20 protein-coding genes are annotated in these 21093 nt (G+C 67.9%); 7 read left to right on the forward strand and 13 right to left on the reverse strand.

What is annotated here, in order from left to right; translation table 11 throughout:
* Window positions 1–146: 146 nt before the first annotated feature.
* The 3 genes from MYA_RS28535 to MYA_RS28545 form a co-directional block, all read right to left on the reverse strand.
* Entirely contained in the window at window positions 147–560 is a 414-nt protein-coding gene (locus tag MYA_RS28535) for a DoxX family protein (protein ID WP_011880646.1), read from the reverse strand.
* Between the two features lie 324 nt (window positions 561–884).
* The gene (locus MYA_RS28540; RefSeq protein WP_014726275.1) at window positions 885–1928 is read right to left on the reverse strand and encodes a lysozyme inhibitor LprI family protein; all 1044 of its coding nucleotides are present in this window, start codon (window positions 1926–1928) and stop codon (window positions 885–887) included.
* A gap of 173 nt (window positions 1929–2101) precedes the next feature.
* Window positions 2102–2995 carry a LysR family transcriptional regulator gene (locus MYA_RS28545; RefSeq protein ID WP_011880648.1) on the reverse strand — a complete coding sequence of 298 codons (894 nt, stop codon included), beginning with the start codon at window positions 2993–2995 and terminating at the stop codon, window positions 2102–2104.
* 128 nt (window positions 2996–3123) lie between these two features.
* On the opposite strand from MYA_RS28545, the gene MYA_RS28550 reads away from it, so the two are divergent.
* Both MYA_RS28550 and wrbA read left to right on the forward strand, forming a co-directional pair.
* Complete coding sequence (locus MYA_RS28550) at window positions 3124–3849, forward strand: pirin family protein (protein WP_011880649.1); 726 nt, start codon at window positions 3124–3126, stop codon at window positions 3847–3849.
* Window positions 3850–3911: 62 nt separating this feature from the next.
* A complete protein-coding gene (wrbA, locus tag MYA_RS28555) occupies window positions 3912–4514 on the forward strand; it encodes an NAD(P)H:quinone oxidoreductase (protein ID WP_011880650.1) in 603 nt (200 codons plus the stop codon).
* 516 nt (window positions 4515–5030) lie between these two features.
* Here the strand turns inward: wrbA and MYA_RS28560 are convergent.
* The 6 genes from MYA_RS28560 to MYA_RS28585 all read right to left on the reverse strand — a co-directional run bounded on the left by MYA_RS28560 (window position 5031) and on the right by MYA_RS28585 (window position 9340).
* Window positions 5031–5360: a hypothetical protein gene (locus MYA_RS28560; RefSeq protein ID WP_011880653.1), complete on the reverse strand. Its 330-nt coding sequence runs from the start codon at window positions 5358–5360 to the stop codon at window positions 5031–5033.
* A 287-nt stretch (window positions 5361–5647) separates the two neighbouring features.
* Window positions 5648–6382, reverse strand: coding sequence for an LrgB family protein (locus MYA_RS28565; protein ID WP_011880654.1), 735 nt, complete (start codon window positions 6380–6382; stop codon window positions 5648–5650).
* Window positions 6379–6750, reverse strand: a complete 372-nt coding sequence (locus MYA_RS28570) for a CidA/LrgA family protein (protein WP_011880655.1) — start codon at window positions 6748–6750, stop codon at window positions 6379–6381. The genes MYA_RS28565 and MYA_RS28570 overlap by 4 nt, the downstream gene beginning before the upstream one ends.
* Window positions 6751–7025: 275 nt before the next feature.
* A complete protein-coding gene (locus MYA_RS28575) occupies window positions 7026–8060 on the reverse strand; it encodes an alpha/beta hydrolase (RefSeq protein WP_011880656.1) in 1035 nt (344 codons plus the stop codon).
* 72 nt (window positions 8061–8132) lie between these two features.
* A complete protein-coding gene (locus tag MYA_RS28580) occupies window positions 8133–8558 on the reverse strand; it encodes an organic hydroperoxide resistance protein (RefSeq protein ID WP_011880657.1) in 426 nt (141 codons plus the stop codon).
* A gap of 215 nt (window positions 8559–8773) precedes the next feature.
* Window positions 8774–9340, reverse strand: coding sequence for a TetR/AcrR family transcriptional regulator (locus MYA_RS28585; protein ID WP_011880658.1), 567 nt, complete (start codon window positions 9338–9340; stop codon window positions 8774–8776).
* Between the two features lie 201 nt (window positions 9341–9541).
* Here MYA_RS28585 and MYA_RS28590 point away from each other — a divergent pair, with 201 nt between their 5' ends.
* Entirely contained in the window at window positions 9542–11395 is a 1854-nt protein-coding gene (locus MYA_RS28590) for an ABC transporter ATP-binding protein (RefSeq protein WP_014726277.1), read from the forward strand.
* Window positions 11396–11453: 58 nt separating this feature from the next.
* On the opposite strand, the gene MYA_RS28595 is transcribed toward MYA_RS28590, so the two are convergent.
* From MYA_RS28595 to MYA_RS28605, 3 genes are all read right to left on the reverse strand, one after another.
* Window positions 11454–11912, reverse strand: a complete 459-nt coding sequence (locus tag MYA_RS28595) for a hypothetical protein (RefSeq protein WP_041494478.1) — start codon at window positions 11910–11912, stop codon at window positions 11454–11456.
* A 76-nt stretch (window positions 11913–11988) separates the two neighbouring features.
* A complete protein-coding gene (locus MYA_RS28600) occupies window positions 11989–12648 on the reverse strand; it encodes a hypothetical protein (RefSeq protein ID WP_014726279.1) in 660 nt (219 codons plus the stop codon).
* A 151-nt stretch (window positions 12649–12799) separates the two neighbouring features.
* The gene (locus MYA_RS28605) at window positions 12800–13759 is read right to left on the reverse strand and encodes a LysR substrate-binding domain-containing protein (RefSeq protein ID WP_041494418.1); all 960 of its coding nucleotides are present in this window, start codon (window positions 13757–13759) and stop codon (window positions 12800–12802) included.
* Window positions 13760–13816: 57 nt separating this feature from the next.
* Here MYA_RS28605 and MYA_RS28610 point away from each other — a divergent pair, with 57 nt between their 5' ends.
* The 3 genes from MYA_RS28610 to MYA_RS28620 all read left to right on the forward strand — a co-directional run bounded on the left by MYA_RS28610 (window position 13817) and on the right by MYA_RS28620 (window position 16855).
* On the forward strand, window positions 13817–14728 hold the full coding sequence (locus MYA_RS28610; protein WP_034194413.1) for a DMT family transporter: 912 nt from the start codon (window positions 13817–13819) through the stop codon (window positions 14726–14728).
* Window positions 14729–15311: 583 nt separating this feature from the next.
* Window positions 15312–16466, forward strand: a complete 1155-nt coding sequence (locus MYA_RS28615) for a branched-chain amino acid ABC transporter substrate-binding protein (protein WP_014726283.1) — start codon at window positions 15312–15314, stop codon at window positions 16464–16466.
* An 86-nt stretch (window positions 16467–16552) separates the two neighbouring features.
* Window positions 16553–16855: a hypothetical protein gene (locus tag MYA_RS28620; protein WP_014726284.1), complete on the forward strand. Its 303-nt coding sequence runs from the start codon at window positions 16553–16555 to the stop codon at window positions 16853–16855.
* 95 nt (window positions 16856–16950) lie between these two features.
* Here MYA_RS28620 and ydiJ read toward each other — a convergent pair whose 3' ends face one another.
* A complete protein-coding gene (gene ydiJ, locus MYA_RS28625) occupies window positions 16951–20001 on the reverse strand; it encodes a D-2-hydroxyglutarate dehydrogenase YdiJ (RefSeq protein ID WP_014726285.1) in 3051 nt (1016 codons plus the stop codon).
* 153 nt (window positions 20002–20154) lie between these two features.
* On the opposite strand from ydiJ, the gene MYA_RS28630 reads away from it, so the two are divergent.
* Window positions 20155–21045, forward strand: a complete 891-nt coding sequence (locus MYA_RS28630; RefSeq protein WP_014726286.1) for a LysR substrate-binding domain-containing protein — start codon at window positions 20155–20157, stop codon at window positions 21043–21045.
* The last annotated feature ends 48 nt before the right edge of the window (window positions 21046–21093 follow it).

Below are 21093 nucleotides of genomic sequence, written 5' to 3' on the forward strand. Positions count from 1 at the left end.
GGCCCACCAATCTATACGAGAACCTGCGTCGGATGGCGATTTCGCGCGCAACGCGCAACACGCGGCGGCGCACGACGAAAAAAAGCCCGGTGCGCGATTGCTCGAACGCACCGGGCCCGCCATGCGGCAGCGACTGCCGCGCCAGCTTACTTGCGGTCGAACGAATACCGCCCCGGCCCGGTGAGCGCGAGCAACAGCAGGCCGCCGATGATGCTGACGTTCTTGTAGAAGTTGATCATCGCGACGTACTGATCCATCCCCTGCAGCGCCCAGTAGCGATGCCCGATCAACGCGGTCGCGAGCGTGTACGCCGCGAACAGCAGCGCCAGCGGCCGCGTGTAGAAGCCGACTGCGATCAGCGCGCCGCCGACCAGTTCGACCGCCACCGCGATCACCGCGGACAGCTCGGGAGACGGTGCGCCCGTCGACGCCATGTATGCGACCGTACCGGAGAAACCGGTCAGCTTCTGCCAGCCGAACAACACGAACAGAATCATCATCAACACGCGAGCGGCCAGCAGCAGCTCGTCCTTCTTCGACTCCAGCGATACGTAACGCATAACAATCACCTTGAATTGACGGTTCGACGCATCCGGCACCGACGGCCGCCGAAACGGCGAACGCATGGATCGGTACCGAACCCTCCTCGCGCGATCGGTGCGGGCGCCCCTGCCCGCTTCCGACGAATCCGTCCGGTGGCGCGATCTCGGCGCTGCGGAGCGGTTCAGGCGAAGCACGGGTGCAGTCTACTGTCTCAACGGGAATCATCAATCCGTCAAAACAAGATTCGCTGTCACCCTCCGGTGGACAATTGTCACGTGACAAACGCAGCGTGTCGGCCGCGTGGGCCGATTGCCGCATCGCTTACCGCGTCACTTACCAGGTCACATCAGGTCGATTGGATAGCTGCTGTCGAGCTTGTCGTGCCACGCGCGCAGCGTTTTCGGCACGGTCTTTTTCCACGCCGGGACGTTCGTGTAGTAGCGCATCCGCACGTCGTTGTGGGCGTCGAACACGAGGAGCCCGATCCACAGATCGGTGCCGCGGCGCATCACGATCGCGGCGTTCGTCGTCGCGATGCCGCGCACCCAGTACGACGTCACTTTCGCATTCAGGCCGTCGAGGTCGCGCTCGTCGTCGCGGTTATTGATCGTGTCGACGAGCGTCTGGTAATCCGCGCCGAGCAGCTTGTGCGCGATCGCATCCTGCCGCGCGTCGTCCAGCACCTTCAACGTGACGAGATCCGCCGGCGGGCTCGCCTGCGCCTGCGACGCCGTCACGTAGTCGCCCGAATAGACGACGCCCGCGCCGGCACCGCAATCGGCGTCGCTGCCCTGCTGCGTCACGCGCACGCGCGATCCGTGACGGCTGAAGTCGAGCCGGCATCCGTCCTGCCGAAACGTGCCGGCGTCGCCGTGCAGCGCGAGATCGCCGGCCAGATCGCCGGTGTTCGCGCCGTTGTTGCCGCTCAATTCGAAGTGAAGATGCGGCGCCGTGCCGGTAATCGTCAGCACGCCGCCGAGGGACGGGTTGGCGCTGTCGCGATACCAGGTCTGCTGCCGGCGGTCGGGCGCGAGCGGCGCGCCGTTCAGGACCGCCAGGCGCTCGCGATAGCGATCGGCGATGCACGAGGCGTCGCCGCCGCAGCGATCGCGCTGCGCGAGCCATTTCAGTTGGGCGGCCTTCAGCGCGGCCGTATCGCCGCCTTTCGCGCGCGCCTTCTGCCATGCGGTCGCGAGTTGAGTGTCCAGCGCGGACAGGCGTGCGTCCGCGCAGATTGCGTGTTCGGTCGGCGAAGCGGCCTTCGCACAGTCGAAACCGGCCGCATGGGTGGCCATCGGCAGCGCGGTCAGCCATGCGGCCGCCGCGAGAACGTGCGGAATCGCGTGGCGCGACGCGCGGGCGGGAAGCGCTGCGCTCGCGCGCATGCCGGCGTGAGGATTCGATCGGTTCGGAAGGATCATGGCGTTGGATCGTCGCTGGAGCGCGGGACCGCTGAAACGCCGGCCCGCCGAGTTCGGGGAAAGGCGCGCGACACACGATGCGACGTGCGCAACGCGGGCCCCAGCGTAACGCGAACCGGCCGCGCCATCCAGCTGCGCTATGCAGCCGATACCGCGTGTCCGAGCCGCTCGGCGAGAAACCCGATGAACGTGCGCAGCGTCACGAAGCCTTCCCGATGCTGCGGGAACACCGCGTTCAGCGTGAGCGGCGCCGGCGCATACGCATCGAGCACCGGCACCAGCGCGCCGCCGTCGAGCGCGGCGCCGACGATGAACTCCGGCAGCAGCGCGATGCCGAGCCCGGCGGTCGCCGCATCGCGCACGACCTCGCCGTTGTTCGCGACGAGCGGGCCTTGCACGTCGAAGGTGCGCGCCACGCCGTCGACCCGGAATTCCCAGCCGACGCGCCGCTCGCGCCCGTACATCAGGCACGTATGGCCGGCCAGCTCCGCGGGCGACGCGGGCGTGCCCTGCCGCTCCAGATAGGCGGGGCTCGCGCACGCGATCATTTTCCATGCGCCCAGCGGACGCGCGATCAGCGTCGAATCCTCGAGCGCACCGATCCGCAGCACGAGGTCGAAACCTTCGCCGATCAGGTCGACGCGCCGGTCGGTCAGGTCGAGGTTCAGCCGCACGGCCGGATGCGCGCGCAGGAATTCGGCGATCAGCGGCGACACGTGCGTGATGCCGAACGACAGCGGCGCGCTGATCTTCAGCGACCCGTGCAGCTCGGTGCTGCGCACCGACATCGCCTGCTCGGCGTCGGCGACTTCCGCCAGGATCCGCTGCGCGCGCGCGTAGAACTCGTGACCCGACTCCGTCACCGCGAGATTGCGCGTATTGCGATGCAGGAGCCGCACGCCGAGCGACGCTTCGAGCGCCATCGTGCGCCGGCTCACGAACTGCTTCGACAGCATCAGTTGGTCGGCCGCGGCCGTGAAGCTGCCCGCGTCGACCGTCGCGACGAAGATTCTCAGATCGTTGAGTTCCATATTGTCCACTCCAAGGTGACAGTCATTATCATCACGGCCATTTATTTGTCAAATCGATTGACCTAAGATTCATCTCAACGAACGGCCGGCCCCACTTCCGAGGGCCGGCGACACCAAGGACACGCATCATGATCGAGACTCGTGCAGCAAACCAACGTGGCCGTGCCGAGCATGGCTGGCTCAGCTCCCGTCATACGTTTTCGTTCGCGAATTACTACGATCCGAAGCAAGTCGGCTTCTCCGACCTGCTGGTGATCAACGACGACCGCGTCGCGCCGGGCCGCGGCTTCGGCACCCACCCGCACCGCGACATGGAAATCCTGTCGTACGTGCTCGAAGGCGCGCTGGAGCACAAGGATTCGATGGGCACCGGGTCGGTGATCGTGCCGGGCGACGTGCAGCTGATGAGCGCCGGCACCGGCGTGCGTCACAGCGAGTTCAACCACTCGCCGGAAACGCCCGTGCACTTCCTGCAGATCTGGGTCGGGCCTGCCGAGAAGGGCGCCGAGCCGCGCTATCAGCAGACCAATATCGCGGCAGCGGACAAGCGCGGCAAGCTCACGCCGATCGTGTCGCCCAACGGTGACGCCGGTTCGCTGAAGATCCGGCAGGACACGCGGATCTACGCGGGCCTGTTCGACGGCGACGAGCGCGCGACGCTCGAGCTCGCGCCGGACCGCTATGCGTACGTCCACGTGGCGCGCGGCAGCGTGACGGTCAACGGCGTGACGCTCGGCGAAGGCGACGGCGCGCGCATCCGCGACGAACGGACGCTGACGTTCGCCGACGGTCACGACGCCGAGGTGCTGGTATTCGACCTGCGCCCGGTCGAAGTGACGGCCGACTGGGCATGACGCCCGTTCGGAACATCCGGCCCCGCCGCGCGCGGGGCCTTTTCTAATCGGAGATTCGCAACATGGCCAAGGTACTCGTCCTTTACTACTCGTCCTACGGGCACGTCGAAACGATGGCGCAGCACGTCGCGGAAGGCGCGAAATCGGTGCCCGGCGTCGAGGTCACGCTCAAGCGCGTGCCGGAGACCATTCCCGTCGACCAGGCGAAGGCGATCGGCGTCAAGGTCGACCAGGCCGCGCCGGTGGCTACCGTCGACGAACTCGCGAACTACGATGCGATCATCTTCGGCACGCCGACCCGCTTCGGCAACATGGCCGGCCAGATGCGCACGTTCCTCGACCAGACCGGCGGCCTGTGGATGAAGGGCGCGCTGGTCGGCAAGATCGGCAGCGTGTTCGCGTCGACCGGCACGCAGCACGGCGGCCAGGAAACGACGATCACGTCGTTCCACACGACGCTGCTGCACCACGGGATGGTGATCGTCGGCGTGCCGTACGCCTGCAGCGGGCTCGTCGACATGAAGGAAATCACCGGCGGCACGCCGTACGGCGCCACGACGCTCGCCGGCGCGGACGGCAGCCGCCAGCCGAGCGCGAACGAACTGGACATCGCGCGCTATCAGGGCAAGCACGTCGCGCAATTGGCGGCGAAGCTCGCGGCCTAATGCTGGCGGGGGTGCGGCTGCGTGGCTGCATCGCTGCGTGGCTGCCCGCCTGTAGCACACCGTAGCTCGGAGCTCGGGGTTTGGGCTCGTCGCTTGGCGCTGGTAACTCGTAGCTCGTAGCTCGTAGCTCGTAGCTCGTAGCTCGTAGCTCGTAGCTCGAGTGTGTAGCTCGCAGCGCGTCACTTGCAGCCCGGAGTGCGTAGCTCTCACCGTATCGCTTGCAACCCGGAGGCCGGAGTGCGTAGCTCGCAGCGCGTCACCTGCAGCCCGGCGCCCAGAGGGTGCAACTCGCAGTGTGCCGCTTGCAGCCCGGAGTGCGGAGCTAGTAGCTCGCAGCTCACCGGTCATAGCCCCCGCCCGCCGCGCGTACCGCGTCGCTCGGTAGCCGGTGCCGGTAGCGCCATAGCCCGTAGCCGCGCGCCTCCGTACGCGCCGCCCAAGCCGCATACGCAGCGCATACAAAAACCAACGGCGCCGGTTTCACCGGCGCCGTCTCCTTACCTCGCTCCCCGCCCGTTACTGCCCCGATGCCGGCGCGGCCGGCACGCTCTTCGTCGCGGGCGCCTTCTCCACCGCGTTCTGCGGGTAATTGCTCTGATCGTTGGTCAGCCGGTAGCCGCTGCCCGTTCCGATCGCCTTCAGGTCCTTCGCGTGGCGCGCGCGCGCCGCCTTGCGGGCGGCCTTCTTCTGCGCCTTGTCGAGCTGCTTCTGGGTCGGCGCGGATGCCGAAGCCTGCAGCGGCGCCGACGCCGCATCCTGTGCATATGCGGCCGGCGCGGCGGTCAGCAACAGACCGAACGACGCCGTGATTGCCGCTGCCACCGAAACCACGCGAGACTTCGTCATGGCCGGAACTCCTTGTCGATTGTTGGTTGTGGGTCGAACGCCCGCGTGCGATGCCGGCGCCGATGCAACGTTAGCCGATCGCCGGAAAAATGTCCGTGCGAGTTTCTGAATTCTCCTGATAACGGCCGCGATACGTCGGCGGCCCGCACATTGTCCATGCCGGCCCGAGGCGCTTGCCGCCGCGCCGCCGATTCGCACCGCGTCGCACGACACGCCGCATCGCGGCCTGGCCGCCGTGCGCGCAAACCTCGCGAAAGCCGCAGCCGGCGAGCCGCCGCCGCCCAGCCTCAAATCCACCGCGACAACACCGGCAGCAGGATCGGCACGATGAACGCGGTGAGCACGCCGTTCAGCCCCATGCCGAGTCCCGCGAACGCGCCGGTTTCCTCGCCGATCTGAAACGCGCGCGCGGTGCCGATCCCGTGCGACGCGACGCCCAGCGCGAAGCCGCGCACGGCCGGCTCGTCGATGCGCAGCACGTTCAGGATCGCGCGCGCGCACACCGCACCGAAGATGCCGGTCGAAATCACCAGCACGGCGGTGAGCGACGGAATTCCGCCGATCTGCTGCGCGACGGCCATCGCGATCGGCGTGGTCGCGGATTTCGGCGCGAGCGACGCAATCGTCTGATGCGACGCGCCGAACAACGCCGCAACGCCCACCGCGGAAACGATCGCGGTCAACGAGCCGGCCAGCAGCCCGACGAGCAGCGGCAGCGCGGCGCGCCGCAGCTTCGACCACTGGCGATACAGCGGCAGCGCGAGCGCGACGGTCGCCGGGCCGAGCAGGAAATGGACGAACTGCGCGCCCTCGAAATACGTCGGATACGGCGTATGCGTGACGGTCAGCAGCCCGACGATCAGCGCGACGGCGATCAGCACCGGATTCGCGAGCGGGTTGAAGCGCGAGCGCGCATAGACGGCCTGCGCGATCAGGTAGGCGATCAGCGTGATGGTGAGGCCGAGCAGCGGCGTGGCGGCGAGATAGACCCAGATCGCGCCGAGTTTCGGGAAGGCCGTCATCGTGCCTCCCCCGCCGTGCCGGACGCGGGCCGCTGGCGCCGCAGCAACGCGCGCGTGACGAGCGCCGTGACGGCGATCGCGAGCGTCGTGCTCACCGCGAGCGCGACGACGACCGCGAGCGCATCGCCGCGCACGCGGGAAGCCGACACCATGATGCCGACGCCGGCCGGCACGAACAGCAGCGACAGATGGCGCAGCAGTTCGAACGCGGTCGGCTCGATCGCGTCGGCCACCTGCGGGCGCAGCATCACGAAGCCGAACAGCAGCAGCATGCCGATCACCGGGCCGGGCACCGGTATGCCGAACAGATAGGACACGCCTTCCCCGAGACACTGGAAGGTCAACAAGACCGCGAACGCCTGCAGCATCAAACACTTCTCCCGAACGTGGCCGCGCCGGCGTGCCGCCGCGCGCGCGATGGGCCGGCCGCACCCGGCGCCGGCATGAACGATACGCGCGATCGTACCAACAATGAATGCGCCGCGCCCGCGCGCGGGGCCGTCACGCTGCCGGTTCGATCCGCTTCGCGATGCCGCGCCTCGCCGCACGCGTCCCGCCCACGCAAAAAAGCGGCGGGCCGAAGCCCGCCGCTGTGCCGATCGGCTTAGGCGTGTTCACGCCGGCGCGAATGCCGCTCGCCGCGTTACTTCAGCCGCGCCGCGATTTCGTTGCCCATCGCCTTCATCGCGGCCTTCGTCGGCGCGTCGTTGGCGAGCGCGTTGAGCAGGCCGAAATCGTGGATCGTGCCGTCGTAACGCGTGGTCGTGGCGTCGACGCCCGCTGCGTCGAGCTTGCGGCCGTACGCTTCGCCTTCGTCACGCAGCACGTCGAACTGCGCGACCTGGATCAGCGCCGGCGGCAGGCCCTTCAGCTGCGCGACGCTCGCGCGCAGCGGCGACGCGTAGATCTCGTCGCGTTGCGCTTCGTTCTTCGTGTAGGCGTTCCAGAACCACTTCATCAACGGCCGCGTCAGGAAGTGTCCCTGCGCGTATGCGCCGTACGAGCCGGTGTTGAAGTCGTGATCCGTGACCGGCCACAACAGCCCCTGGAAACGGATCGCCGGGCCGCCCTTGTCCTTCGCCATCAGCGCGACGACCGCCGCCATGTTCCCGCCGACGCTGTTGCCGACCACCGCGAGACGGCTGCCGTCGACGCCGATCTCCGCACCGTGCGCCGCGACCCATTTCGTCGCCGCATACGCCTGGTTGATCGCGACCGGGTAATGCGCTTCCGGCGACGGCGTGTAGTTGACGAACACCGCGACGGCGCCCGATTGCACGACGAGATCGCGCACGAGGCGCTCGTGGGTCGGGAAGTCGCCGAGAATCCAGCCGCCCCCGTGGAAGAACATGAACACCGGCGGCGTGCCGCTCACCTGTTGCGGCCGCACGATCGTGATCGGCACCGACAGCCCGTCCTGCTCGATCGTGCGATTCGACACGTCGATGCCGGACAGATCGACCTTCACGCCGCTCTGCGCATCGACCAGCACCTGACGCGCCTTCTCGGGGCTCAGTGTCTCGAGGCCCGGCCCCTTCTGGCCGTTCAGCACGGCGAGGAACGCGCTCGTCGCGGTGTCGGGGCGAACGGCTTGCGCGGATGCCGCGGTGGCGGCCGATGCGCCGGACCACGTGGCTGCGACGACGGCGGCGATCAACAGCGGCTTGACGATCTTCATGATGAAACTCCCTGGCTCAATCGGTATGCAACGGATGGACGGTGGACTGCGTGGTAGCGGAATCGGGCGCGATCAGACGAGCGTCAGCGTGACGTCGATGTTGCCGCGCGTCGCGTTCGAGTACGGGCAGACGATGTGCGCGCGATCGATCAACGTTTGTGCGGTTTCGCGGTCGAGGCCCGGCAGCGAGATCTTCAGTTCGACCTCGATGCCGAAGCCGTTCGGGATCGCGCCGATCCCGACGCTGCCCTCGATCGCGGCATCCGCGGGGATCGCGATCTTGTCGCGCGCCGCGACGAACTTCATCGCGCCGATGAAGCACGCGCTGTAGCCGGCCGCGAACAGCTGCTCGGGGTTCGCGCCCGCGCCGCCCGCACCGCCGAGCTCGCGCGGCGTGGTCAGCTTCAGGTCGAGGCCGCTTTCCGGCACGGTCGCACGGCCGTCGCGGCCGCCGGTGGCTTTTGCATGAGCGCGGTAGAGAACTTTTTCGATCGACATGACAGACTCCTTTTCAACGATGAGTGAGTGAACCAACTTGCAAACCGGGGCCGCGCGCCGGCGGTGTCGCCGCCGGCATTGCGTTTGTTTATCTACTCATAGATAGATAAACCAGCCCAAAAAGTGCGGATGCTTCGTCCATCCGCTTCAAAAAACTATCTACTACAAGATAGACAACCAACCGCAACAAAAAGCGGTGCAAACATGCCCGGCGCTCAAGCCCGGACCTTCCACACCGCCTCCACATCTTCGAGGCGCGCCCGCGTATGAAACAGCCGGCTGGCCAGCACGCTGCCCTGAAACGCCGCGAACAGCGTGCGCGCCGCCGATTCCGGCTTGCCGCTGAACTGCAGCGTGCCTTCGGCCGCGCCCTGGGTCAGCAGCTCGGCGAGCCACTTTTCGTTCGCCTTGAAGAACGCCTGCACCGCTTGCCGCACGTTGTCCGGCAACGATTCGATATCGGCCGCCAGCATGCCGCAGAGGCAGATCCGGTCGCCGTCGCCGAGCGTGCGCCCGAACAGCTTCGTGTACAGGCTCAGCTTCACGTCGGCCGGCAGCGCTGGATCGATCGTCCGGATCGCCGCGAGCACGTCGTCGCTGTAGGCCGCTACCGCTTCCAGCACGAGGTCGTCCTTCGACGGGAAGTAGTAGTGGATGCTCGACGTCTTCACGCCCACCAGATCCGACAGGTCTCGATAGCTGAAGCCGTTGTAACCACGCAGCATCATCAGCGTGATCGCATGATCGAGAATCTGTTCGCGGACGGTCGGTTTCGTTTCCATGGATCGAACTTTATCTACTCATAGATAGATAGTCAAGCACTTTTTCACGGGTGCGGCGGCGGTGCGGCGCTTCGCTTCCTTACGACCGGCCTGCAGCGTCGGCGAATCGGTGCGACACTCGCTGCCGGACGACGCGGTCGCAACGTATGACGCTCGATCGACGTCGGATCGCGTGGCCGAATCACCGGAGGAAAAAGATCGATGTTTTCGTGGTTTGAACGACGCCTGCCCACCTTCCCGCTCGACGATCCCGTCACGCCGCCGAAGGGATTCTTCTCGTTCGTCTGGGCGTGCACGAAAGGCGCGCGCGGCTGGCTTCTGCTGATCGCGCTCACGTCGGCCGTGCTCGCCGGCTACGAGGCCGCGTTGTTCGCGATGATGGGGCGCGTGGTCGACTGGCTGTCGTCGGCGACGCCGGCCGACTTCGGCGGCCGCCACTTCGGCACGCTCGTCGGGTTCGCGGCGATCCTCGCGGCCAGCGCGCTGCTGATTGCGCTGCATACGCTCGTCAAGCACCAGGTGCTGGCGATCAACTTCCCGATGCGGCTGCGCTGGCTGTTTCACCGGCTGATGCTCGACCAGAGCCTGTCGTTCTATGCGAACGAGTTCGCCGGCCGCGTGACGACCAAGATCATGCAGACCGCGCTCGCGGTGCGCGATGCGCTGTTCATGTCGGTCGACGTCGTGATCGGGGTCGCGGCTTACCTGATCGGCATCCTCGCGCTCGCGGCCAGCTTCGACTGGCGGCTGATGATCCCGCTCGCGCTGTGGGCGCTCGGCTACGGCGCCGCCTGCGCGTTCTTCGTGCCGCGGCTCGGGCGCGTCGGCAGCGAGCAGGCCGACGCGCGCGCGCTGATGACGGGCCGCATCACCGACGCCTATTCGAACATCACGACCGTGAAGCTGTTCTCGCACACGCGCCGCGAAGCCGATCACGCGCGGCACGCGATGGAGGCGTTCAAGGCGACCGGCGACGCGCAGATGCGTCTCGTCAGCGCGTTCGAGATCGTCAACCATCTGTTGTCGACGCTGCTGCTGGTCGGCTCGACCGGCCTTGCGCTGTATCTGTGGCTGCACGGCGAGGCGAGCGCGGGCGTGGTCGCGGCCGTGGTCGCGATGGCGCTGCGCCTGTCGAGCTATTCGCACTGGATCATGTGGGAGATGACCGAGCTGTTCGAGAACGTCGGCACGATCCAGGACGGCATCAACACGCTGACGAAGGTGCGCAGCGTGCGCGACGCGCCGGACGCGAAGGCGCTCACCGTGCCGCGCGGCGAAATCGTGTTCGACAACGTGCGCTTCGCCCACGAAGAACACGACACGCCGGTGTTCGACGGGCTGAACCTGACGATCCGGCCGGGCGAGCGGATCGGTCTGATCGGTCGTTCGGGGGCCGGCAAGTCGACGCTGGTGAACCTGCTGCTGCGCTTCTACGACGTCGACGGCGGCTCGATCCGGATCGACGGGCAGGACATCGCGCACGTGACGCAGGACAGCCTGCGCGCGGCGATCGGGATGGTGACGCAGGATACGTCGCTGCTGCATCGGACGATGCGCGAGAACATTCTGTATGGGCGGCCCGACGCGACCGAGCGCGAGATGCGCGAAGCGGCCGTGCGTGCGGAGGCGGCCGACTTCATCGCGCAACTGCGCGACCGGCACGGGCGCAGCGGCTACGACGTCGAGGTCGGCGAGCGCGGCGTGAAGTTGTCCGGCGGCCAGCGGCAGCGCGTCGCGATCGCGCGCGTGATGCTCAAGGACGCGCCGATCCTCGTGCTCGACGAAGCGACCAGCGCGCTCGACTCGGAAGTCGAGGTCGCGATCCAGCGCAGCCTCGACAGCCTGATGAGCGGCAAGACGGTGATCGCGATCGCGCACCGGCTGTCGACGATCGCGGCGATGGATCGGCTGATCGTGCTCGATGCGGGGCGCATCGTCGAGGTCGGCACGCACGCCGAGCTGCTGCAGCGCGGCGGCATCTATGCGGCGCTGTGGGCGCATCAGAGTGGTGGGTTCCTCGGCGAAACGGCGGAAGCGCAACGCGAGACGCAGTAATGCGCAGGCGGCGGCGCGGTGGGTGCCGCGTCGCCGCAGCACGCCACCGTGCGCCGTGCTATCGACGACGCAACGCGCAATAAACGCCCGCGGCGCTCGCGCCGAACACCAGATGCGCAACCAGCGTGATCGCGCCGCGCACCTGCGCGAACCACGGAAACACCGCGGTGAACGCGTACAGGTTGACGCCGTAGAGAACGAACCCGAACACGGCGCCTGCGCACAGTGCGGCGCCGCGCGACAGATTGCGCACCAGCGCCGCGAGCATGGCTGCGTACGCGAGCGACAGCGCGGCGTGTACCAGCGTCGCCACGCCCATGATCGTCGGATCGAAACCCGCGGACGATCGAAGCGCCGTGCGCCCCAACGCGATCGCCGCCGTCAGCCGCGCGTCGCGCAGCAGGTTGCGCAGGGCATCATCGCCGGCAAGCGGCCAGAGCAGCAGTTCGATCACGGTCGACGCAAGCGCCGCCGCGCATGCCGCGTACAGGATCGGGACGGGACGGAGCCGGTTCACGTGGGTCGCCTGCCATGTATGACGGCTTGCCGCGCGATCCGCGCCGCCGCCGTGCGTGTACATGCGCGTGCGCGGACTACAGAGGACGATCGCAATCGGTCCAGTACGCGAACGGATCGCGATGGCGCGGATAGTGCGAGTCGAGCCATTTCAACAACGTCGCACGTGCGTTGTCGAGATCGGCCTTAGACGACGACGTCGTCAACTCGTGCAGCTCGACGGACTTTTCCCGGTCCATCACGTAGCAGTTCCAGTCGGGGCCGTCGAGATCCGGATCGTCGGAGGCCTTCGAGGCCTTGCGCCAGCCCACGCCCTTGCGCGCATCGATGTAGTAGCGTGGATACACTTTCAGGTAAGACATCTCGCCGCCCTGCAGGCTGCTTTCCGCACGCAGCACGTCGCGTTCGTCGACGATCTGCGTGACTTCGGGCAGCCGGCGCGCGCGCCAGCCGACCGGCAGCGTCGCCGTTGCGCGCACCGCGTCGTACGCGCCCCACGTGAGCCCCCACGCTTGCGCCATGCGCTGCATGAACGCATCCGCGCCCGGATAGCCGCGCAGCTGGATGCGCGTCGACAGCGTGACTTCGACGCGGCCGTCCGCGCCGGTGGCGTCGTCGGCTGCTTCGAACGGGTTGCCCGGGCGCGACGCGCTCGGGCGCGCGTCCGCGGGCGCCAAGCCCGAAAACAGCTGGTCCAGCGCAGCACGCGCCTTCGACGACTTGTCTGGTCTATTCATTACTCGTTCCCTTTACATTCGAGCGGCTCGAACCGCTCGATTTCCGTATTTTCGTCCATCTGTCGAATCCCGCGCTTTTTCCGCGGTCGCATTGTCGGCGATCGGCCGGCCGCGGTCGAGCGGCAACGACGCCGACGCACGCGCGGCTGGCCTATCCGAGCGCCGCGCGCATCCGCTCCATCAGCGCCAGCACTTCGGGGCGCGCCTCGCCCTTTGCATGCACGAAGTGATAGCTGAGCGGCGACTCGACCTCGTGCCTGCTCACGCGCACGAGCGCGCTGCGCTCGAGATACGCGCTAGCAAGCGGCGTGCGCGCCAGCGCCACGCCGAGCCCCGCTTCGGCCGCCGCCAGCACGAGGTTGTAATCCTCGAAGCGGCGGTCCTGCGCGCGCGGCTTGAACGCGATGCCGAGCGCGGCGAACCACGTGCGCCAGCCGGTGACGTCCGAATCGTGCAGCAGCGGCATCTCGAGCAGCGCCGCGTCGCCGCCGCGCCGGCGCAGCGTGGCGAGCTGCGCGGCGAGCCGCGGGTGCGCGACCGGATGCAGCTTCTCCGGCATGAACTCGCGCGTTTCCAGATGACGCCAGTTGCCGCGCCCGTAGCGAATCGACAGATCCGCTTCGCCCGCTGCGATGTCGACGTTGCGCAGCTCGATGCCGAGCTCGATGCGCAACGCCGGCGCCTCGCTCTCGAGCGCCTGCTGCCGCTCGAACAGCCAGAGCTGCGCGAAGGCGGGCACCACGCTCATCCTGACGAGCCGCGGCGCGCGCGGCAAGCGCCACTGATCGGCCGCGCCGTCGATGATCGCGAACGCCTGCTCGATCCGGCCGACGAAGCGCTGGCCGTCCGGCGTCATGCGCACGCCGCGCGCATGACGTTCGAACAACGTCATGCCGAGCCAGTTCTCGACCGCAGCCACGCGGCGGCTGATCGCGCCGTGCGTGACGCCGGACACCTCGGCCGCCGCCAGAAACGAGCCGTGACGCGCGACCGTGCAGACGGTCTCGAGGCTCGCGAGCGGCGGTCGCGAGCCCGGCTGCGGCAGCGCACCCGGCTGCGAGTGCGCCGGACGGTCGCCACGGCGGCGCGCCGAGCTGTGAGCCATATTCATATCCGGATGTCGATCTGTGCGCTAGCTTAACATCTCGCGACACTGCACCATGGCCGCATGAACACGCTCTCCTCCTCTCCCCCCTCTTCGGCACGCGACGCGCGACAGCGGCTCGTCGCGGCCGGCGCGGTGGCGTTCACGATCGTCTCGTGGGCCAGCGCGTTCCCGTTCATCCGCATCGGCCTGCACGGGCTGACGCCGCTGCAGCTCGCCGCCGCGCGCTTCGCCACCGCGGCCGTGCTCGCGCTCGCATGGCTCGCGTGGCGGCGGCCGCCGAAGCCGAGCCGCGGCGACGCATTGCGCTTTCTCGCATGCGGCCTGCTCGGCATCGCGCTCTACAACGCGCTGCTCAACACCGGCGAGCAAACCGTCTCGGCCGGCGCGGCCAGCTTCATCGTCAACACGCTGCCGATCTTCACGGCACTGCTTGCCGCGGTGTTTCTGCATGAACGCTTCAATCGCTGGGGCTGGCTCGGCTCGCTGGTCAGCCTCGCCGGCATCGCGGTGATCGCGCATGGTCAGCCAGGCGGCCTCGTGCTCGGCTCCGGCAGCACGCTGATCCTCGGCGCGGCGCTGTGTTCGGCCAGCTATTTCGTGTTGCAGCGGCGGCTGATCCCCGTGTACGGCGCGCTGCCATGCACCGCGTACACGCTGCTGGCCGGCGCGGTACTGCTTGCGCCATGGTTGCCCGGCGCGCTGGCGGCGCTCGGCGACGGTGCGTCGCACGAGACGGTGTCGGCCGTCCTCGTGCTCGGCATCTTCCCGGCGGCGCTCGGCTATGCGGCGTGGTCGTTCGCACTCGGCCATTTCGGCGCGGCGCGCGCGTCCAGCTTCCTGTATCTGACGCCGGCGGTCGCGACGGCGATGTCGATGATGCTCACCGGCGAACGGCCCGGCATCGGCACCGTGGGCGGCGGCCTGCTGGCGATCGTGGGTGTCGTCGTCGTCGCATTGCGCGGACGCGCGTAGCCGCGCGGCGACGTCGCACGCGGAGGCCGCGTCGAGTAAGCGGATCACCGCACGCTCCGGAGCCGGCTACGATTGCTGCAAAACCGACGAGCGACTCGGCAAGCAAGCGAAGCGCGCGTCGATTCGCCGGCGCCAGCGGGCTTGACCGTTAGTTGCATCGAATCGGAGGAGGCGTTGCCGCGCCGATGAATCGAAGTGTGCAGACGAATCGACCGAACAGTTGCTGACTGATTGCATCGCACTGTCCATGGCTTCGGAATCCGGCCCGTCGAATAATCAGGGCCATTGACGGCGCGACACGCGCACGCGCCGATCGCGCGACGGCCGTGCGGCCGCATCACATTTGCGCAAGCTCGGACAATTCGCCGAGACGGGCGCAAGCGCGTTCAGATATATTCAGACGAATTGCGTGTCGTCCGATCAAATCGCATGCGCCGCGGCACCACGGCGTACTCGACGATCGGCGACAGGCAAGCCGAACCCATCGCGGGTCGCGGAGACTCGCCCGGCTCGCCGGCCGCCTCACAAGGGCGTGCGCGATCGAACGGGCGGCAACAGCACTATCAATCAACGGAGATGGCAGATGGAACGAAGCACCGTCGGCATGCGCTGCAAACCCCTGGTCACCGTCGCACTGGCAGCCGCCGCATTCGCGGCCGCCTCGAGCGCGATGGCCGACCAGGTCGTGAAGATCGGCAGCGTCGAACCGACAACGGGCGGCATTTCGCACCTGGGCAAGGACAACGAGAACGGCGCACGTCTCGCCGTCGAAGAGATCAATGCGAAGGGCCTCACGATCGGCGGCAAGAAGATCACGCTGCAGCTCGACGCGCAGGATGACGCGGCCGACCCGCGTCAGGCGACGCAGGTTGCGCAGAAGCTGGTCGACGACAAGGTCGTCGCCGTCATCGGCCACCTGAACTCGGGCACGTCGATCCCGGCGTCGAAGATCTACAGCGATGCGGGCATCGTGCAGATCTCGCCGTCGGCCACCAACCCGACCTACACGCAACAGGGCTTCAAGACCACCTATCGCGTGGTCGCGACCGACGCGCAGCAAGGCCCCGCGCTCGCGAGCTACGCGCAGTCGAAGGGCGTGAAGAGCGTCGCGGTGATCGACGATTCGACCGCGTACGGCCAGGGCCTCGCGAACGAATTCGAGAAGAAGGCCAAGGCGCTCGGCCTGAAGGTGCTGTCGCACGACGCGACCAACGACAAGGCCGTCGACTTCCGCGCGATCCTGACGAAGGTGAAGGGCGAGAACCCGGACGCGATCATGTACGGCGGCATGGATGCCACCGGCGGCCCGCTCGCGAAGCAGGCGAAGCAGCTCGGCCTGCGCGCGAAGATCCTGTCCGGCGACGGCGTGTGCACCGACTCGCTGGCGCAGCTGGCCGGCCCCGCGGCCGACAACGTGCTGTGCTCGCAAGCCGGCGCGGCGCTCGAGAAGATGCCGGGCGGCGCGGCGTTCGTCGCGAAGTACGAGAAGCGCTTCAACCAGGGCATCAAGTTCGATGCGCCGTTCGCCTACGACGCGGTGTATATCGCCGTCGACGCGATGAAGCGCGCGAACTCGACCGATCCGGCCAAGATCGTCGCCGCGATGCCGTCGACGAAGTATGAAGGCGTGATCGGCACGACGACGTTCGACGCGAAGGGCGACCTGACGCACGGGATCATCTCGATCTACGGCTACAAGGGCGGCAAGAAGACCTTCCTCGATCAGGTGAAGATGTAATTCCCCGCGATGCCGGCGCGACGGGAACGCCACCCGTCGCGCCGGTGCCGCGCGGGCCGGTTCAGGCTTTGCGGAGATGAAGTGACATGTGTGCAATGGCGTATGCGGAATTTCAGCAGGAGTTGAAGAAGGCGCAGCTGACGGCGCGCGAATTCGCGCGGCTGATCCGGATGAACGAAAGCTCCATCACGAACTATTCGAGCAAGGGCACCGTCCCTTCGCACCTCGCGGTCATCGCGACCCTCATCGGCGCGCTCGCGGCGCACGAGATCGATTTCCGGCACGTGATCGGCAAGACGGCGATCGAGCCGAAGCGGCCGCGCGGCGGCGGGGTGTTTCCCGCCGGCGACAAACCGCGCGCGCGGAGGACCGTCAAGGTCGGCTCCTGATGCATCGAATTCACCGGTAGCGGCGTCCTCGTCCGCGCCCATGGAGCGGCCGATCGAACCCGTCAGTCGGCGGCGCCTGCGACGCCGTCCGCCCGTCAGTCTGCCGCTCGCACCTGATCGAGCAACGCCTGCAACGGATGCCGCAGTTGCTTCGACGACATGCGCTTCACCTGGCTGCGGCACGAGTACCCGGTCGCCAGCGCCTCGCCTCGTTCCGCGGAACCATCTACGTGCGCCGCCCACGATTGCGCATAGATCGCCTTCGACGTCGCGAGATTGCGCGCCTCGTGCCCATAGGTGCCCGACATCCCGCAGCAGCCGGCCGCCTCGACCGTCAGGCGCAGACCGCGCCGCGCGAATAGCTGCGCCCATTGCCTGCCGCTGTCCGGTGCGTTGGTCCGCTCGGTGCAGTGCGGCAGCAGCCGAAGCGCGGCGCCCGATGCGCGGCCCGCGCGGGCTTCCGGCAACGCATCGAGCAGCCACTCCTGCGGCAGCGCGACCTGCGGCAGGTCGACGAGCCCGGTCACCTTCAGGTATTCCTGCCGATACGTGAGCGTCATCGCCGGATCGAGGCCGACCAGCGCGACGCCCGAGCGTGCAAGCGCGGCGAGCTGCGTCGCGTTGCGGATCGCCGCCCGCTCGAACGCGCGCAGAAAGCCCTGCACGTGCAGCGCCTTGCCGTTCGGCGCGAGCGGCGCGAGCCATACCTGGAAACCGATGCGCGCGGCCAGTTCGATCAGCGTCGCCAACTGCTCGGTGTCGAAGTAACGCGTGAACGTGTCCTGCACGATGACCACACTGCGCGCGCGCTGCGCGTCGGTCAGCGCGGCGAGCGCGTGCGGATCGGCCGGCCGCACGCGCCATTGCCGCAGCGCGGCCGCGAGATCGAAGCGGCTCAGCAGCGGGCTGTCGACCATGCCGACCTGACGCTCGAGCAGCGTGCGCACCCACCCGGCCGCCATCATCCGGTTGTACAGCGCGGGCACGCGTGCGAGCCACGGCATCGTGAATTCGAGCGAGCCGATCAGATAGTCGCGCAGCGGCCGCTGATAGCGCTGGTGATACAGCTCCAGAAAGCGCGAGCGGAACTCGGGCACGTTGACCTTGACCGGGCACTGCCCCGCACACGACTTGCACGCGAGGCAGCCGGCCATCGCGTCGTACACCTCGTGCGAGAAGTCCGCTGCGCCGTTGCGCGCGGCGCGGCTGTTGCGCCAGCGCGTGACGATGCCCGTCGCCCACGGCTGCCGCACACGCGCCGCCGCGACGACGTCGACGCCCGCCTGTCCTTGCAGGCGCAACCATTCGCGCATCAGCGAGGCGCGCCCCTTCGGCGACTGCACGCGCTCGCGCGTCGCCTTCCACGACGGACACATCGCGTCGTCCGGGTCGAAGTTGTAGCACGCACCGTTGCCGTTGCAGTGCATCGCGGTGCCGTAGCTGCGCCACACGCGCTCGTCGATCTGCCGGTCGTGGTCGCCGCGCGTCGGCACCTCGTCGATCTTCAGCAGCCGCAGCGTGCGCAGCGGCGGCGTCGCGATCTTGCCGGGATTCAGCTGGTTGTGCGGATCGAACGCGGCCTTCAGCTGCTGCAGCGACGGATACAGCTCGCCGAAGAACGCCGGCGCGTATTCCGACCGCACGCCCTTGCCGTGCTCGCCCCATAAAAGGCCACCATGCCGCTGCGTGAGCGCGGCCACCGCGTCCGACACCGGCCGCACCAGCGCCGCCTGCTTCGGGTCCTTCATGTCGAGCGCGGGGCGCACGTGCAGCACGCCGGCGTCGACGTGGCCGAACATCCCGTATTGCAACCCGTGAGCATCGAGCAGCGCGCGGAATTCGGCGATGTATTCGGCGAGGTTCTCGGGCGGCACCGCGGTGTCCTCGACGAACGGCTGGGGGCGCGCCTCGCCCTGCACGTTGCCGAGCAGCCCGACCGCGCGCTTGCGCATCGCGTACACGCGCTTGACCGCTTCAGCGCCGCTCGCGAGCGTGTGGCCGAGCCGCTCGACGCTCGTATCGGTGCGCAAATGCTCGACGAACGCATGCACGCGCGCATCGACGTCATGGGCGTCGTCGCCGCTGAATTCGATCAGGTTGATGCCGAGCGTCGGACGCCCGTCGTCCTGCGGGAAATACTCGGCCACGCTGCTCCAGACGAAATCCTTCATCGCGAGCATCAGCACCTTCGAGTCGACCGTTTCGATCGACAGCGGCCGATGGGCGAGCAGCGCGCGCGCATCGCGCAGCGCGTCCATGAAGCCGCCATAGCGCACGTTGACCAGCACCGAGTACTTCGGGATCGGCAGCACGTTCAGCTTCGCTTCGACGACGAAGCCGAGCGAGCCTTCGGCGCCGCACAGCACGCTGTTGAGATTGAAGCGGCCGTCGGCTTCGCGCAGGTGCGCGAGGTCGTAGCCGGTCAGGCAGCGATTGAGCTTGGGGAATTTCGCGTCGATCAGCGCCGCCTGTTCGTCGCGGATGCGGCGCGCGGTGCGATACACGTCGCCGACGCGGTCCTGCCGCGCGCAGCGGCGTTCGAGTTCGGCTTCGTCGACGGCGTCGCTGCGTAGTTGCTCGCCGCCGAGCAGCACGAAGTCGAGCGCGAGCACGTGGTCGCGCGTCTTGCCGTAGGTGCAGCTGCCCTGCCCGCTTGCGTCGGTGTTGATCATCCCGCCGATCGTCGCGCGATTCGACGTCGACAGCTCCGGCGCGAAAAACAGCCCGTGCGGCTTCAGCGCGGCATTGAGCTGATCCTTGACGACGCCGGCCTGCACGCGCACCCAGCGCTCGTCGGCGTTGATTTCGAGAATCCGGTTCAGGTTGCGCGACAGGTCGACGATCACGCCGTCGGTCAGCGACTGCCCGTTGGTGCCGGTGCCGCCGCCGCGCGCCGCCACCGCGACGCCGCGATGCTCGGGCTGCGCGAGCACGCGCGCGAGCAGCCGCACGTCGTCCGCATGCGCGGGGCTGATGACCGCTTGCGGCAGGCGCTGATAGATCGAGTTGTCGGTGGCCTGCACGGTGCGGTTCGCGTGGTCGGCGCGGATTTCGCCGGCGAAACCGCCAGCCTGCAGCGCGGCGAGGAAGTCGCGGTAACGGGCCTCGAGCGGGCTGACGGGACGGGACAACGAAGCGATCGGCATGGAATGGCAGCGCAAAGTGATGGGAGCCGTTGCGCGGCCTCGATTAAAACCATGAGTTTTGAGCAAGTTTTCACGCGCGCGGGAAATCCAGTATCTTGCGGAACGGTCCGACGAACAAACGAATTCTGCCCCATCAACGCTTGCATAAAACTCATGAATTATCGCCGCCTGACCCCGTCGATGTCGCTCTTGCTGGTGTTCGAAGCCGCCGCACGGCACGAGAGCTACACGCGTGCCGCCGACGAGCTGTCGCTGAGCCAGAGCGCGATCAGCCGGCAGGTGCAGACGCTCGAGGCTCAACTCGGCGTCGCGCTGTTCCGGCGCGAGGGCCGCTCCGTGAAGCTGACCGAGGTCGGGCGGCGCTACTTCGCCGAGGTGAGCGGCGCGCTCGGGCGCATCCGCGGCGCGACGCTGCAGGCGATGTCGCATCAGGCCGGCGCCGGCACGCTGCGGCTCGCGACGTTGCCGACCTTCGGTTCGAAATGGTTGCTGCCGCATCTGCACGGCTTCTACGCCGCGCATCCGGGCGTGACGGTGCACCTGCATTCGCGGATCGGCGCAATCGACTTTCACACCGACGACGTCGATGCGGCCATCACGGTCGGCACCGGCGACTGGCCGGGCCTGCACGCGCACCGGCTGTCCAACGAATTCCTGATCGCGATCGCCAGTCCCGCCGCTGCCGGGCGGCGCAACGCCAAGGCACGGGCGCCCGCCTGGGCGGCCGGCCAGACGCTGCTGGGCGTGACCAGCAATCAGCACGCGTGGGCCGAGTGGTTCGCGCATTTCGGCCTCGATCATCGCGACATGCGGGTCGGGCCGAGCTTCGAGCTGACGTCGCACCTGATCCAGGCCGTGCGGGCCGGCATCGGCATCGGCCTGGTGCCGAAGGTGCTGGTCGAAGACGAGCTGACCCGCCACGAGCTCGTGCCGATCGGCGACGCGATCACGAGCCGGCGCAGCTACTATCTCGTGTATCCGCCGGAAAACGAAACGCTGCCGTCGCTGGCCGCGTTTCGCGAATGGCTGCTGAAAGCGTGCTGACAAATCGTGCGGACGACGACACGCTCGCGCGGCGCGAGCCGCCATGCG

It is taken from the genome of Burkholderia sp. KJ006, assembly GCF_000262695.1.
Taxonomy (GTDB): Bacteria; Pseudomonadota; Gammaproteobacteria; order Burkholderiales; family Burkholderiaceae; genus Burkholderia; species Burkholderia vietnamiensis.

Bases quoted from the DNA above. Each gene is read 5' to 3' on its own strand.
- MYA_RS28560 (WP_011880653.1), bottom strand. From the start codon at position 5,360: ATGACGAAGTCTCGCGTGGTTTCGGTGGCAGCGGCAATCACGGCGTCG.
- MYA_RS28580 (WP_011880657.1), bottom strand. From the start codon at position 8,558: ATGTCGATCGAAAAAGTTCTCTACCGCGCTCATGCAAAAGCCACCGGC.
- ydiJ (WP_014726285.1), bottom strand. From the start codon at position 20,001: ATGCCGATCGCTTCGTTGTCCCGTCCCGTCAGCCCGCTCGAGGCCCGT.
- MYA_RS28585 (WP_011880658.1), bottom strand. From the start codon at position 9,340: ATGGAAACGAAACCGACCGTCCGCGAACAGATTCTCGATCATGCGATC.
- MYA_RS28590 (WP_014726277.1), top strand. From the start codon at position 9,542: ATGTTTTCGTGGTTTGAACGACGCCTGCCCACCTTCCCGCTCGACGAT.
- MYA_RS28540 (WP_014726275.1), bottom strand. From the start codon at position 1,928: ATGCGCGCGAGCGCAGCGCTTCCCGCCCGCGCGTCGCGCCACGCGATT.
- MYA_RS28600 (WP_014726279.1), bottom strand. From the start codon at position 12,648: ATGAATAGACCAGACAAGTCGTCGAAGGCGCGTGCTGCGCTGGACCAG.
- MYA_RS28545 (WP_011880648.1), bottom strand. From the start codon at position 2,995: ATGGAACTCAACGATCTGAGAATCTTCGTCGCGACGGTCGACGCGGGC.
- wrbA (WP_011880650.1), top strand. From the start codon at position 3,912: ATGGCCAAGGTACTCGTCCTTTACTACTCGTCCTACGGGCACGTCGAA.
- MYA_RS28620 (WP_014726284.1), top strand. From the start codon at position 16,553: ATGTGTGCAATGGCGTATGCGGAATTTCAGCAGGAGTTGAAGAAGGCG.
- MYA_RS28550 (WP_011880649.1), top strand. From the start codon at position 3,124: ATGATCGAGACTCGTGCAGCAAACCAACGTGGCCGTGCCGAGCATGGC.
- MYA_RS28535 (WP_011880646.1), bottom strand. From the start codon at position 560: ATGCGTTACGTATCGCTGGAGTCGAAGAAGGACGAGCTGCTGCTGGCC.
- MYA_RS28575 (WP_011880656.1), bottom strand. From the start codon at position 8,060: ATGAAGATCGTCAAGCCGCTGTTGATCGCCGCCGTCGTCGCAGCCACG.
- MYA_RS28615 (WP_014726283.1), top strand. From the start codon at position 15,312: ATGGAACGAAGCACCGTCGGCATGCGCTGCAAACCCCTGGTCACCGTC.
- MYA_RS28630 (WP_014726286.1), top strand. From the start codon at position 20,155: ATGAATTATCGCCGCCTGACCCCGTCGATGTCGCTCTTGCTGGTGTTC.
- MYA_RS28570 (WP_011880655.1), bottom strand. From the start codon at position 6,750: ATGCTGCAGGCGTTCGCGGTCTTGTTGACCTTCCAGTGTCTCGGGGAA.
- MYA_RS28605 (WP_041494418.1), bottom strand. From the start codon at position 13,759: ATGAATATGGCTCACAGCTCGGCGCGCCGCCGTGGCGACCGTCCGGCG.
- MYA_RS28610 (WP_034194413.1), top strand. From the start codon at position 13,817: ATGAACACGCTCTCCTCCTCTCCCCCCTCTTCGGCACGCGACGCGCGA.
- MYA_RS28565 (WP_011880654.1), bottom strand. From the start codon at position 6,382: ATGACGGCCTTCCCGAAACTCGGCGCGATCTGGGTCTATCTCGCCGCC.